12 protein-coding genes are annotated in these 13,789 nt (G+C 65.0%); 8 read left to right on the plus strand and 4 right to left on the minus strand.

The genetic code is table 11. The features are described 5' to 3' along the window. Positions 1-7: 7 nt before the first annotated feature. Entirely contained in the window at positions 8-691 is a 684-nt protein-coding gene (locus AC1DMA_RS03720; RefSeq protein WP_478126756.1) for a response regulator, read from the plus strand. Then, positions 688-2,061, plus strand: coding sequence for a sensor histidine kinase (locus AC1DMA_RS03725; protein WP_478143271.1), 1,374 nt, complete (start codon positions 688-690; stop codon positions 2,059-2,061). Before AC1DMA_RS03720 ends, AC1DMA_RS03725 begins: the two co-directional genes overlap by 4 nt. Before the next feature lie 21 nt (positions 2,062-2,082). Here AC1DMA_RS03725 and AC1DMA_RS03730 read toward each other — a convergent pair whose 3' ends face one another. Beyond that, entirely contained in the window at positions 2,083-2,865 is a 783-nt protein-coding gene (locus AC1DMA_RS03730) for an SDR family oxidoreductase (RefSeq protein ID WP_478126643.1), read from the minus strand. A gap of 118 nt (positions 2,866-2,983) precedes the next feature. Here AC1DMA_RS03730 and AC1DMA_RS03735 point away from each other — a divergent pair, with 118 nt between their 5' ends. Continuing rightward, positions 2,984-4,678, plus strand: coding sequence for an electron transfer flavoprotein-ubiquinone oxidoreductase (locus AC1DMA_RS03735; RefSeq protein ID WP_478126644.1), 1,695 nt, complete (start codon positions 2,984-2,986; stop codon positions 4,676-4,678). Positions 4,679-4,700: 22 nt separating this feature from the next. On the opposite strand, the gene cysE is transcribed toward AC1DMA_RS03735, so the two are convergent. Then, entirely contained in the window at positions 4,701-5,474 is a 774-nt protein-coding gene (gene cysE, locus AC1DMA_RS03740; RefSeq protein WP_478126645.1) for a serine O-acetyltransferase, read from the minus strand. A gap of 36 nt (positions 5,475-5,510) precedes the next feature. Then, positions 5,511-6,272 (minus strand): RNA methyltransferase, encoded by a 762-nt coding sequence (locus AC1DMA_RS03745; RefSeq protein ID WP_478126646.1) that lies wholly within the window; start codon positions 6,270-6,272, stop codon positions 5,511-5,513. A gap of 148 nt (positions 6,273-6,420) precedes the next feature. On the opposite strand from AC1DMA_RS03745, the gene AC1DMA_RS03750 reads away from it, so the two are divergent. From AC1DMA_RS03750 to AC1DMA_RS03760, 3 genes are read left to right on the plus strand one after another with little or no spacing between them, the layout of a single operon-like run. After that, positions 6,421-7,455, plus strand: coding sequence for an inositol monophosphatase family protein (locus AC1DMA_RS03750; RefSeq protein ID WP_478126647.1), 1,035 nt, complete (start codon positions 6,421-6,423; stop codon positions 7,453-7,455). After that, entirely contained in the window at positions 7,455-9,704 is a 2,250-nt protein-coding gene (locus AC1DMA_RS03755; protein ID WP_478126648.1) for an FUSC family protein, read from the plus strand. Before AC1DMA_RS03750 ends, AC1DMA_RS03755 begins: the two co-directional genes overlap by 1 nt. Positions 9,705-9,709: 5 nt before the next feature. Then, entirely contained in the window at positions 9,710-10,804 is a 1,095-nt protein-coding gene (locus tag AC1DMA_RS03760) for a mechanosensitive ion channel family protein (RefSeq protein ID WP_478143353.1), read from the plus strand. A gap of 35 nt (positions 10,805-10,839) precedes the next feature. On the opposite strand, the gene AC1DMA_RS03765 is transcribed toward AC1DMA_RS03760, so the two are convergent. After that, complete coding sequence (locus tag AC1DMA_RS03765) at positions 10,840-11,958, minus strand: acyltransferase family protein (RefSeq protein ID WP_478126649.1); 1,119 nt, start codon at positions 11,956-11,958, stop codon at positions 10,840-10,842. A gap of 277 nt (positions 11,959-12,235) precedes the next feature. On the opposite strand from AC1DMA_RS03765, the gene AC1DMA_RS03770 reads away from it, so the two are divergent. Then, entirely contained in the window at positions 12,236-12,823 is a 588-nt protein-coding gene (locus AC1DMA_RS03770) for a PadR family transcriptional regulator (protein ID WP_478126650.1), read from the plus strand. 4 nt (positions 12,824-12,827) lie between these two features. Further along, positions 12,828-13,676: a siderophore-interacting protein gene (locus tag AC1DMA_RS03775; protein ID WP_478143272.1), complete on the plus strand. Its 849-nt coding sequence runs from the start codon at positions 12,828-12,830 to the stop codon at positions 13,674-13,676. The last annotated feature ends 113 nt before the right edge of the window (positions 13,677-13,789 follow it).

The following is a 13,789-nucleotide window of genomic DNA, read 5'->3' on the forward strand; positions in this document are numbered from 1 at the left end:
CAGCGAAGTGCGCATATTGCTGGTTGAAGATGACTCGGCCCTCGCGGATGCCGTCTGCAGCTACCTCGTGGCGAAGGCGTTCATCGTCGATGTCGCGCCCGGACTTGCGCAAGCACGCGCCGCGCTGCTGACAGTGCAGTACGCAGCGGTTCTGCTCGACCTGCATCTGCCGGATGGGGACGGGCTTTCGCTGCTGCCCAATGTTCGTGCGTTGCGCGACCGTCCCATCGTGATCGTGTTGACGGCGCGCGACCAGGTGACGGATCGGATCCGCGGCCTCGACGCCGGCGCGGACGACTACCTCATCAAGCCCTACGATCCCGCGGAACTGCTCGCGCGACTGCGGGCGGTCGAACGCCGGCGCAGCACGAGCAGCTCGCCGGTGGTGCGGCTCGGCACGCTGGAGATCGATCTCGCCCGCGACTTGGTCCTCAAGGACGGAATGCCCGTCCTGCTGACGCAGAAGGAATGGGCGCTGCTGCGCGTGATGGCCACCCGGCCCGATCGCATTCACACGCGCGACAACCTCGCCGACGCACTCTATGGCTTTGGCGACGAGGCCGACAGCAATACGCTGGAGGTGTTCATCAGCCGTCTGCGACGCAAGCTCGGCCGCAGCCACATCCAGACGCTTCGCGGCCTGGGCTATCGGCTGTCCTTTGCGCCTGAAGTCGAAGAAGAGGACGAATGAACCCCAGGCTTCCGCCTTCGGGCGGTGCCGATTCCTCCGGCAAGCGCGATTCGCTCGCGGGCCGGCTGACGCGCACGCTCATCGTCTGGATCGGCGGCGTCTGGCTGATGGGCGTGCTGGGCGTGGTCTGGTATGTGAATCGCGAGATCAATCACAACTTCGACCACGAGCTGGTGGAAGTCTCGCATCGCATATTCGCCATGGCCCTGCACGAACTCGGCGAACGGCAGCAACCTGATTCCGGCGCGAAGAAGCCGCTGATCGCGGCGCCTCAGACGATGTTTCCGAGCGATGCGGTGAAGTACCAACTGGTCGATCTGCACGAAGGCGTTCTTCTGCGATCCGCCGAAGCCACGGGCACCTCGTTCGATGTGCCGCTCACGCCCGGCTTCGCGAGCATCGGACCGTGGCGGGTCTACACCGTGCGGCATCCGACGCGCGAGCTGTTTCTGCAGGTCGCCGATCCGCTGACCGAAAGGCAAAAGGCACTCAACCACACGCTCTTCGGGCTGATCATTCCGCTGGGCGCCGTTCTGCCGCTGCTGGCGCTGGTGCTTCGCAATGTGGCGCGGAGCGAACTGCGTGCGCTGGAGATGCTCGCGGCCGAGATCGAGCAGCGCAGCGGGGCCGACCTGCGGCCGATCCGGCTGCCAGGGCTGCCCAGGGAACTCCGGGCGGTCGGTGATCACGTCAATCAGCTGCTCGAACGGCTCTCGCAATCGCTCGACGTCGAACGCGCGCTGGCGGCGAATGCGGCGCACGAGCTGCGCACACCGCTTGCCGCCGCCCGATTGCGGCTGCAGACCGCGCTGGAGCACGACTTGCAGCGCGACGAAGTGCTGGCTGCGCTCGAAGCGCTTCAGGTGCTCGGCCACCGCACCGAAAAGCTGCTGCAGCTTTCAAGAGCCGAATCGGCCGCTTCGCTGGCGCGTGAGCGCATCGACCTCGTGCAACTCTCGGGCGCGGTGGCACAGGAGTTCTGGCAGAGCGCCGATGCCAACGAGCGCCTGGCACTGAAGGTGCCCGACACGGAGCCGCCCACCGCGCTCGGCGACGTGGATGCGCTGGCGATCGCGCTGCGCAATCTGGTGGAGAACGCATTGCGGTACGGCCGCGGCCGCATCGTCATCGAAGTGATGGCGCCCTGCACGCTTTCCGTGCGCGACGCCGGACCGGGCGTGAGCCCGGAGCAACTGCGCACGCTGCGGCAGCGGCATGTCCGTCACGACCTGGGGCATGCAGGCTACGGACTGGGCCTGTCGATCGTCGCAACCATCGTCGAGAAGCTCAGCGGGCGGCTCGAGCTGAGTTCACCGGCCGTGGGCGCGACGACGGGCTTCGAGGCTCGCATCGTCCTGAAGCCGGTGTGAGCCGACCAGCGCGCAACGGACTCAGAGCGCGAAGCCGTCGTCCGCCGCAATCACCGCGCCATTGACGAAATGGCTTTGCCCGCTCGCAAGCAGGACGATCAATCCGTCGAGATCTTCCGGCTTGCCGACGCGCTTTCGCGGCAGCATGCCCACGAGCTTCTGGCCGCCATCGGTCACCCAGTGTTCTTCGTTGAGCTCCGTCGCGATGTAGCCCGGGCACAGGGCGTTGACGTTGATGCCGAAGCGCCCCCATTCGAGCGCCATTGCCTTCGTCATCTGCACCACGGCCGCCTTGCTCATGCAATAGACGCCGATCTGAGGCAGCACCTTGAGCGCGGCGACCGAAGCGATGTTGATGATGCGCCCGCCGATATAGGTGCCCGGCGCCGATCCCTTGGCGCGCGCGAGCATGCGCTTGCCCACCTCCTGCGCGACGAAGAAAGTGCCTTTGACGTTGGTGTCGAAGATGAAGTCGTAGTCCTTGCTCGACACTTCCTGGAGGCGCTGCGTGGTGCTGACGCCGGAGTTGTTGACCAGGATGTCGATCGGGCCGACTTCGGTTTCGGCGCGCGCCACGGCGGCCTTGATGCTGTCGATGTCGGTGACGTCGAGGTCGACCACATGGGCGTCGCCGCCCTCGCCTTCGATGCGCGCGCGAAGCTCCTTGAGCTTGTCGGTGCTGCGGCTGGCCAGGACCACTGCCGCACCGGCGCGCGCCAGGGTCTTGGAGAACTGCGCGCCGAGTCCGCTGGACGCGCCCGTGACGAAAGCCACCCGGCCGGAAAGATCGATGCTGTAAGCCATGGAAGATCCTCTTGGAGTCGCCGACGCGACGGCCCGGGACCCGCGCAACCGCCGCATAAAATGGTCCGGCCTAAGCGGTGCCTCGCACCCCCGAATCATTATCGACGAGACCCACAAAATGACGCATGACGAAATACTTGCCCAGTTTGGCCCCCGCGAAGCCATGGAATACGACGTGGTTGTCGTCGGCGCTGGTCCGGCAGGCCTTTCAACCGCCATCCGTCTGAAGCAATTGGCCGCATTGCACGGCAAGGAAATCTCGGTCGTCGTGCTTGAAAAGGGTTCGGAGCCCGGCGCGCACATCCTGTCGGGCGCGATCATGGACCCACGCGCGCTCTATGAATTGATTCCCGACTGGGAAGAACTGGGCGCACCGCTCAACCAGCCTGTCACTCAGGACACCTTCCTGATGCTGACAGAGACCGGCGCGACGCGCACGCCGAACTTCCTGCTGCCCAAGAATTTCCACAACGACGGCAACTACATCGTGAGCCTCGGCAACGTGGTGCGCTGGCTCGCCCAACAGGCCGAAGCACTCGGGGTCGAGATATTCCCGGGCTTTCCCGCAGCGGAAGTGCTCTACACCGAAGACGGCAAGGTCCGCGGCGTTGCCACGGGCAACATGGGCATCGGAAAGGACGGTGAACCCACCGAGAACTTCCAGCTCGGCATGGAACTGCTCGGCAAGTACACCGTGTTCGCCGAAGGCTCGCGCGGACACCTGGGCCGCCAGCTCATCTCCAAGTACAAGCTGGACGCCGGCAAGGATCCGCAAAGCTACGGCATTGGCATCAAGGAATTGTGGGAGATCGATCCCGCACGCCACGAACCCGGGCTCGCCGTGCACACCGCCGGGTGGCCGCTGCCTTCGGACACCTACGGCGGCTCGTTCCTCTACCACGCCGAAAACAACCAGATCGTCATCGGCTACGTGGTCGGCCTCGACTACCAGAATCCATACCTGAGCCCCTTCGAGGAATTCCAGCGCTTCAAGACGCATCCCAACATCCGCTGGTATTTCGAAGGGCAGGACAAGGGCCTCAAGGCACCCAAGCGCCTGAGCTACGGCGCACGTGCGATCACGGCGGGCGGTTTGCTCTCGCTGCCAAAGACGGTGTTCCCCGGTGGCGTGCTGGTCGGTTGCGATGCCGGCTATCTCAACGCCAGCCGCATCAAGGGCAGTCATGCCGCCATCAAGACCGGCATGCTGGCCGCAGAAGCTGCTTTCGAGGCGGTCACTTCCGGTCGCCAGCATGACGAACTCACGGCCTATCCGGCCGCCTTCGAAAAGAGCTGGCTGCACACCGAGCTCCACAAGGCGCGCAATTTCAAGCAGTGGTTCAAGAAGGGCCTCGCGGTCGGCACGGTCATGACCGGTATCGAGCATTTGCTGCTGCGCGGCAACGTGCCCTGGACCATTCATCGGACACAGGCTGACAACGAGCGGCTCAAGCGCGCGTCGGCCTCGAAGAAGATCGCCTATCCCAAGCCCGATGGCAAGCTGACCTTCGACCGGCTTTCTTCGGTGTTCATCAGCAACACCAACCATGAAGAGAACCAGCCCCCGCACCTGACGCTGAAGAACGCGGCGGTGCCGACGACCATCAACCTGCCCGAGTACGCCGGCCCCGAACAGCGCTACTGCCCGGCCGGGGTCTACGAGTTCGTGCCCGATTCAGAAGGCAAGGAAAAGCTGCAGATCAACGCCCAGAATTGCGTGCACTGCAAGACCTGCGACATCAAGGATCCGACGCAGAACATCGTGTGGGTAACGCCGGAAGGCGGTGGCGGACCGAACTACGTGGGGATGTGATTCACCGATTCAATGAGGTGATTCACTTGCCGATCAGCTGAGTCAGCCGCTCGGCTTCGAAGCACTCGTCCTTGGCGGCATCGCGAGGGACGCAGTCTTTCTTGCCGGGCTGCGCCGACAGTGCCTCGATGGCCTGCCAAAGCAAGGCGATTTGATGGTCCTGGCCCGCCGCGCTGTCGATCAGCCCCTTCATTGCCTGGCTGAGCGGATCGTCTTCCTGGGTGACGCCATAGGCCGAGAAGTTGGTCACAGGCTTGGCAAGATCGGCACTCTCGCCAGCCTTCGAGGGAATGATCCGTGCCGGAATGCCCACCGCCGTCGCGCCGGCGGGGACCGGCTTGATCACGACGGCATTGCTGCCGATCTTGGCGCCATCGCCCACCACAAAGCCGCCCAGCACCTTGGCGCCGGCGCTGACCACCACATTGCGCCCGAGCGTCGGATGCCGCTTGGCGCCCTTGTAGAGCGAGGTGCCGCCCAGTGTCACGCCCTGATAGATCGTGCAGCCGTCGCCGATCTCAGCCGTTTCGCCGACGACCACGCCCATCGCATGATCGAAGAAGACTCGCTTGCCGACGATCGCGCCAGGATGGATCTCGATGCCGGTCAACCAGCGCGAGCCCTGCGAGATGAAGCGCCCGACCCACTTGAAGCCGTGGGTCCAGAACCAATGCGCGAACCGGTGAAGCACGACCGCGTGCAGGCCCGGATAAAGAGTCAATACTTCCCAGCGGGTCCGCGCCGCGGGATCGCGGTCGAGGATGCACTGGATGTCGGAACGCAGCCGCGAAAACATGCTCGGTTGTTGTTATATCGATAGAGGGCAGGCAGTCTATAGCGAAGGATCTTCGCGCACCGCGGAAGGGGTCTTGGGCCCCCCATGCGCGGCATCCGCCATGGCTTTGGCGATGCCGCGCAGGATATGGATCTCTTCCGGCGTGGGCCGCGCCCGGTTGAACAACTGCTGCAGCCTCGGCATGAGCTTCTTCGGCGCCTCCGGGTCGAGAAAACCGATCTCGACGAGCGAACGTTCCCAGTGATCGAGCATTCCGGCGACCGCCTTCGCATCGGCCGCGCGAACAGGTGCAGTCGCATCGCGCACCGCATAGCCGCCCAGCGCAAGACGCCATTCGTAGGCGATCACCTGGACCGCCGCGCCGAGGTTGAGCGATCCGAAATTCGGGTCGGTCGGGATACTGAGGGCGACATTGCAGCGATAGACATCCTCGTTGCGCATGCCGAAGCGCTCCGAGCCGAACAGGAACGCCACGTGCTGCGCCTCGTCCCTGGCGAGCGGTTCGAGATGCTCGCGCGGCGTGCGCGTCGGCGGTCCGAAGTCGCGGGGCACCATCGCCGTTGCGCACAGGTGCGTGACTCCGTCCAGCGCCTCTTCGAGCGTGTCGACGATGCGCGCGTTGGCCAGCACGTCGAGCGCGCCGCTTGCCCGCTGGATGGTTTCTTCGCGCCGCAGCACGTTGGCCCATCGGGGCGCGACCAGCACGAGGTCGCCAAAACCCATGGTCTTCATGGCGCGGGCCGCGGCGCCGACGTTTCCGGCATGGCTGGTCTGGATCAGGATGAATCGGGTAGGCATGAAGACTGGATTCGGGCCGCCACTGCAAACGCAAGGCACGACGGCGAGGAGTCGCTAAAATCCCTCGATTCTCGCCGCCCGCATCGCCGGGCCGCATTTCAGGGGGCTACACGCACAGGGCGCCCTTCTAACGTTCTTCACACAATTCATGTCGTCCCCCAACCTGCACCCCATGCTCAATGTGGCCGTCAAGGCCGCCCGCGCCGCCGGCGCCATCATCAATCGCGCCGCGCTCGACGTCGAAGCCGTTCGCGTCTCCCAAAAGCAGGTCAACGACTTCGTGACCGAAGTCGACCACGCGAGCGAGCACGCCATCATCGAAACGCTGCTCACCGCGTACCCGGGGCACGGCATCCTGGCCGAAGAATCGGGCACCGAACACGGCGCCAAGGATTCGGACTACGTCTGGATCATCGATCCGCTGGACGGCACCACCAACTTCATCCACGGCTTTCCGGTCTACTGCGTCTCCATCGCGCTCTCGGTCCGGGGCAAGATCGAACAGGCCGTCATCTACGACCCGACGCGCAACGATCTCTTCACATCGACCAGGGGCCGAGGCGCCTTCGTCAACGACCGTCGGTTGCGCGTCAGCAAGCGCACGCGGCTCAGCGAATGCCTGATCTCCACGGGCTTTCCCTTCCGCACTGGAGACAATTTCAAGCAGTACCTGGCGATCATGGCCGACCTGATGCCGCGGGCTGCCGGCCTGCGGCGCCCCGGTTCCGCGGCGCTCGACCTGGCCTACGTGGCCGCGGGCTTCACCGATGCCTTCTTCGAGACCGGCCTGAACATCTGGGACATCGCGGCAGGCTCGCTGATCGTCACCGAGGCGGGCGGCCTGATCGGCAATTTCACGGGCGAACCCAATTTTCTCGATCAACGCGAATGCCTGGCCGGTGCGCCGCGCATCTATGGGCAACTCGTGCCGCTGCTGTCCAAATACTCCAAGTTCGCGGGCGTGGACGACAAGTTGCGCGCCAGCGACCGCATCCGTGCCGTGGATCCCTCGGCCTCCAAGGCCGACACCTACGCGCGCAGCACGGTCGAGTTCGCGGCGCCATCGAGCGAAGGCGCCGCAGCCGACCCGGCCGCTGAAGCCGCCCCACCGCAACGCAAGCTCACGCGCATCCGCCGTGACGCGTCCGTCGCACCCGGCAAGGGCGACGCTTCCGCGAAGTGATGCAGGCGCCGCGCGCCGCCGCCGACAGAGGCCGCGCAGCAATGCGCGTGGCCTTGAGCCACTACATCGCGAACGGAATCTCCGTCGCCGTGGGCCTCCTTCTGATCTCCGGCGGCGTGCACCTGTGGCTGGGGGCGATAGCGGCATCGGCCGCATCCGTCGGTGTGATCGTGTCCGCACCTCCCGACCTCGCCGCCCCGCGGCGCGGCAAATTCCTGCAGATGCTCCCGGCACCGCTGATCGGTTTGCCGTTGTTCTTCCTCGTCCAACTGCTTCATGCGGCGCCCGTCCGGCTGGGCCTGTTGCTGGTGCCGGCAACGTTCTTCGCATTTCTTGCGATGGCCTGGGGCAAGCGGGGCATCCCGATCGCCATCGCAGTGATGTTCTCGATGATCTTCTCGATGGCGACGCCCACGCCCACCGGGATGCACCAGGCCTTGGAGCGCACGCTCTACTTCGGATTCGGCGCGGGGCTCTACGTCATCTACGCGACGCTGGCGAACCTGGCGCTGAACGCACGCTATCGCGTCCAGGTGATGGCCGATCTGCTGCTGTCGCTCGCCGCTCTCATGCGCACCGAAGCGCGGCAGTTCACGTCCAAGGACGAGCTGCGCGACGTGCGCGAAGTGCCGGCGTCGCTGCTTGGGCAACTGCTGAGGGAACAGGCGGCGCTCGCCGACCAGCTGCAGGCTGCACGCGACATCGTTCTCGAATCTCCGCGCACGCCGCGCCGGCAAAGGCTGGCCGGCATGCTGATCACGGTGCTCGAATTGCGGGACATGCTGCTGGCGAGCGAACTGGACTTGGACATGCTCCGTTCGCAGCCGAGCCACGCGCCGGCCCTGGCCGAGATGCGGCGCATCCTCGAGGAGCTGGCCGACGATACCGCGGCACTCGCCGATGCCCTGTTGCTGGGCCGCCAACCGGCTGAACTGACCGACCGGCGTGCGCGTCTCGCGGGCATTAGGGTCGATGAAGACCCCTTGGCAAACCAGGGCTACACCGGTCCCACGCCCGCCATGCTTGCGCGCGGTCTGGCAAGCCGCATCGGCCATATCAACGACGAAGTACTGAGACTGTCGGCGCTCGCCCGCGGCGACCGCGAACCCGATCTGGCAGTGGTGCGCGCGAGCTGGCAGGTGTTCGTCAGCCCTACCGAATGGTCGTGGCGGCCGTTTCTTGCGCTCTGGCGTTGGGACGCCCCGCCGCTGCGCCATGCGATTCGCGCGTCGCTCGCCATCGCGGCGGGCTACGGCGTCGCGCTCGCCATGCCCTGGGGCTCACACGACTACTGGATCCTGCTGACCATCGTGGTAGTGCTGCGGGGGAGCCTCTCGCAAACATTGGACAGGCGCAACAGCCGCGTCGCCGGAACCCTGCTGGGCTGTATCTTTGCGGTGGCGCTGCTCTCCGCCCAGCTTGGGCCGCTGGAACTGCTGTTCACGATGACGGTGGCGCAGGCCATTGCACACGGATTTGCGGTGCGCCGCTACCTGATCACCGCAGTCGCGGCGACGGTGCTTGGGCTGATCCAGGCGCACATGCTCAATGTGGGCATCAGCACGACTTTCGCGCTGTTCGAACGCGTTGCCGACACATTGATCGGCGCCGCGCTGGCGTGGGCCTTCTGCTATGTGCTGCCCTCATGGGAGCGCAACCAGTTGCCCGCACTCGTGAGCCGCGTGCTCACGGCGCAAGCCCGGCATGCACGCCTGGCGCTTGGCCTCGGGCAGTTGCGATCCGTCGACGCCAGCGCCGAACTCGAATGGCGCCTCGCCCGCCGCGAGGCTTTCGACAGCCTTTCAGCACTGGTGCAGGCGACGCAACGCTCTCTGTCCGAACCCCGCGCGGTGCGTCCGCCGGTCGGGCCGCTCGAACACCTTCAAGCGCACAGCTACCAGTTGCTGGCCCAACTGAGCGCCGTCAAGTCGATGCTCGTGCTGCGGCGCGACCGGCTCACCTTGTCCGACATCGAAGGGCCGCTGGCGCGCACCGCGCAGCGCATCGAGGCGATCATCGGCTCGGCGCCCAGCGGCGGACCGGCGATGCCGGAAAGCGCATCTTCAAGCACGATTGCAGGCCCGATTCCGCTGCCGGATCCTTTCGAGAACGACATCACGCCATGGATGTTCCGGCGCCTCGACATGGCCACTGGCATCGCCGCGCAATTGCGCGACGATGCGGCGCGTATCCTGCAATCTCTCGAAGAAACCGACAACGAACCCGGAACCAAGACCGAAACCGCCTGATGACGATGACCAAGGACATGCTCGCCAATCCGTGGGTCGGCCTCCTGATTGCGGCGCTCCTGATCGTGCCGTTGGCCCTGATTGCCCATCGTTTGGGCGGGCTGGTGCTGGAGCGCGTGACCCGCTCCGTGCCGGTGCTGCACACGATGCTGCTCAACATCAAGCGCATCGCCAAGATCGTGCTCCCGCTGATCGGGCTGCAATTGCTTTGGCAGGCGGCGCCCGATGACCTGCGCTTCATCGGCAACATCCGGCATCTCAATGGCCTGTTGCTGATCGCCGCGGCGACGTGGCTTGCGGTCCAGGCGGTCAGCGGGTTTGCCGAAGGCATGGTCAAGCAGCATCCTTCGGACGTGAGGGACAACCTGGAAGCGCGGCGCGTGCTCACGCAATCACGCGTACTGGCGCGCACCGCGAATTCGGTGCTGCTGGTGGCCGGCGCGGCGCTCATGCTGATGACGTTTCCGGGCGCGCGACAGGTCGGTGCCAGCTTGCTGGCATCGGCGGGCGTGATCGGCATCGTGGCCGGCCTCGCCGCCAAGCCGGTTTTCAGCAATCTCATTGCCGGCCTGCAGATCGCGCTGGCGCAACCGATTCGGCTCGACGACGTGCTGGTGGTCGAAGGCGAATGGGGCCGCGTGGAGGAAATCAGCGGCACCTTTGTCGTGCTGCGGATCTGGGACGACCGGCGCCTCATCCTGCCGCTCACCTACTTCATCGAACACCCTTTCCAGAACTGGACTCGCCACAGTTCGCAACTGCTGGGCTCCGTCTTCGTCTATGCCGACTACGGCATGCCGCTTGCGCCGCTGCGGGCCGAGGTGGAGCGCATCGTCAAGGCGGCACCCGAATGGGATGGGCGCTTCTTCAACCTGCGCGTGACGGATGCGACCGAGCGGACGATGCAGATTCGTGTGCTCTGCACCGCTGCATCGTCGGCGCTGGCATTTGACCTGCGCTGCACGGTGCGCGAAGGGCTGATCGATTTCATGCGGCGCGAGTACCCGCAGTTCCTGCCGAAGATGCGCATCGAGGATTCCGGCGGCACGATGCGCGAACGGTCCGGCGATCGGCTCGAGGCGATGCCGGAAGAGCGCTAGCAGGCTGCGCGGCAGGCTCCGCGCGAGGTCGTTCTTCAGCGCCGGCGCAGAACTTCAGCGCGAGGTCGAATGAACCGTTGACCTCCGATTTTTTGCAGATAGGCACGCACAGGGCGGTCGAACAGCCGGTCCGCGACAACGCTCAGCAGGATCAGACAGGCGATCGACGCAATCGCCCACGCGGGCTCCCCGTCGGGTGAAACGCCAAGGAAAGTCGTCAGCGCCGCATAGGCAGTGCCGACAGGGGCATGAAGCATGTAGACGGCATACGAGACGATACCCAACTGGCGCAGGGCCCGTCCCGGGATGGACAGGCGCAGGTCGCACTCGGCCAGCAGCAGGATGAGCAGCGGAAAGATCAGCAACGTGCTCTCGAGTTGCAATGCTGGATGAGCGGGAGCCGCCAGGCAGGCCAGCAGAGCCACGAGTGCCAGCCAGGCCCAGGCGCTTTGCCGAGCGCGACGTCCCTCTCCCTCATCAGGCGCGCGGCGCTTGTGCCAGTCGTAGAGTTGAACGCCGACCAGAAACGAGAACACGACGCGCGGAATGCCAGCGATTGCGGCGCTCCATGTGGCACCGCCCTGCTCGATGCCGAGTACGGCGACCTGAAACACCAGGATGGACGCTGAGACCGCGATTGCCGTCCAGCGTATCCGGGCGTCCATGAGCGGCCGGCAAAAGACGGCGAACAGGAAATTGGCCAGTACTTCAAAAAAGATCGACCAGGCCGGAACGTTGAACGAATAGAGGTACCCGCCTGGGTCCAGCGAAGGTGACGGCAGCATCAGCACCGCGAACGGCAGCTTGGCCGCGAGCGCCGTCCGAGACCACGGCAAATTCATCGACAGCGCCCACATGATCACCAGCGTGAGCACGATCAGTGCCAGTGCGAGCAGGTACATCGGGTACAGGCGATTGAAGCGGGCCCTCATGAATTCGCGCGTGGTCATCCGTCCGGTGACCAATTTGCTTCCGTACGCGTGCGCGATCACGAAGCCGCTCAAGCCGAAGAAGAAGTCAACGGCGAGAAAGCCACTTTGAAACCACTGTGCCCCAAACAGCAGATGACTGTGGTAGACGACCACCGCGATGGCCGCCACTCCCCTTGCGGCGTCGAGCGAATGAAAAAGACGCTTCTCAGGAAGCGGCGCCATGCAAGCTCCTTGGCTTGAGGTGGGTGGAAGGGCATTGCCAGTTGGCGCGTCTGCCCGCGCCGTCCTGAAGGTGAAGGACCGTCTCCGGCCGTCGGCCAGCATCAGGTAGGCGCCGCTCGCTCAGCGTCAGATAAAGCGCCATCCGAGGCGAGTCCATCGTCCTTCGCGAAATTCACGGCGGCGCAGGGAGAAGTCGACCGCGCCAACGCTTAGCATTGACTTCGACACTATTTAGATATATCTTTTAGACTTTCGATAAACCAGACAGAGGTCACCCATGCGAGATATCAGACACTTCCTTCACGGCATGCCGCGTGCCGAACACGGCGACGGGTTGGGCGGCGGGCGCTTCGAAGGCCACGACCACCATGGCGGCCTGCGCGGCGGTCGAGGCGGAGGAAGGGTTTTCGGGCACGGCGGTCTGCGCTTCGTGCTGCTCCAACTGATCGCCGACAAACCCAGCCACGGCTACGAATTGATCAAGGGCATCGAGGAACGCCTTGGCGGACGCTACAGCCCGAGCCCCGGCACCGTCTACCCGACGCTCACGCTACTGGAGGAGCTGGGTTACGTGAACGTCGACACCGCCGACAGCGGTGGCCGCAAGCGCTATAGCGTCACCGATGCCGGGCGCGAATTCCTCGGGGCCAACCGCGCGATGACCGATGAAATGATGGCTCGCATGAGTGGCGGCGTCGACGGCGCCGGACTGCGCGCGGGGCGGCCGCCGCAAGTGGTTCGCGCCCTCGAGAACCTCAAGCTCGCGATGCGCATGCGTCTGGCGCGAGAACCGCTCACCGAAGAACAAGCCCACAAATTCGCCGCAGTGCTCGACGGCGCCGCTCAACAACTTGAACGCATCTAGCCTCATGACTGAAACAACCGGGGCAACTCACTCGCCCGCGTCCGACATTCATCCCGATCGACTTCCTCGCCGCGTCCGCCATGAGCTGCGCTTTCGCAAGCTCCAGGTGCAGTCGGTAGAGCGCGTGACACCCCATCTCATCCGGGTGACCCTCGGCGGGGATGAACTCACCGGCTTCGCGAGCCCCGGCTTCGACGATCACGCGAAAATCTTCTTTCCGGACGCAACCACCGGCCAACTCACACTCCCCACGATCGGCCCCGATGGCCCACAGTGGCCGGGCCCGAAGCCAATGATGCGTGACTACACACCGCGCAGGCACGATGCCGCGGCCGGCACGCTTGAGATCGACTTCGCCCTGCACGACGCCGGTCCCGCCACGCAGTGGGCTGAATCCGCAAAGCCCGGGGACATCCTCGGCGTGGGCGGTCCGCGCGGGTCCTTCATCATTCCGACCGCATTCGATTGGCACTTGCTGATTGGCGATGACACTGCCCTGCCAGCCATCTCGCGCCGGCTCGCTGAACTACCGGCCGGTTCGCGCGCTGTGGTGCTGATGGAAGTCGACGGCAAAGCCGACGAGATCCCGCTCGAATCGGCAGCCCTTGTCGAACTTCACTGGGTGCATCGCGCCGGTGCCGAGCCTGGCGAAGGCACGCCGCTGCTCGATGCGCTGCGAGCTCTGACCTTGCCCCACGGCGACTTTCACGCCTGGGTGGCGTGCGAATCGAGCGCTGCGAAGTCCCTTCGCGCGCACCTGGTTGGCGGACGTGGCGCAAACCCGAAGTGGACCCGGGCCTCAGGCTACTGGCGCCGCGGTGCGGTCGCGACCCACGACACGCACGAAGATTGATACGGCCATCCCCTGAACGAAAGGCCTATGGCGCGTAGCGATTGACGCTGCCAGGGTCCGGGTCGAAAATTCTTGTCTTGGATTTTTGAATACTTAGGCACTAAGACCAGACA

It is taken from the genome of Variovorax sp. 05N34, assembly GCF_056397405.1.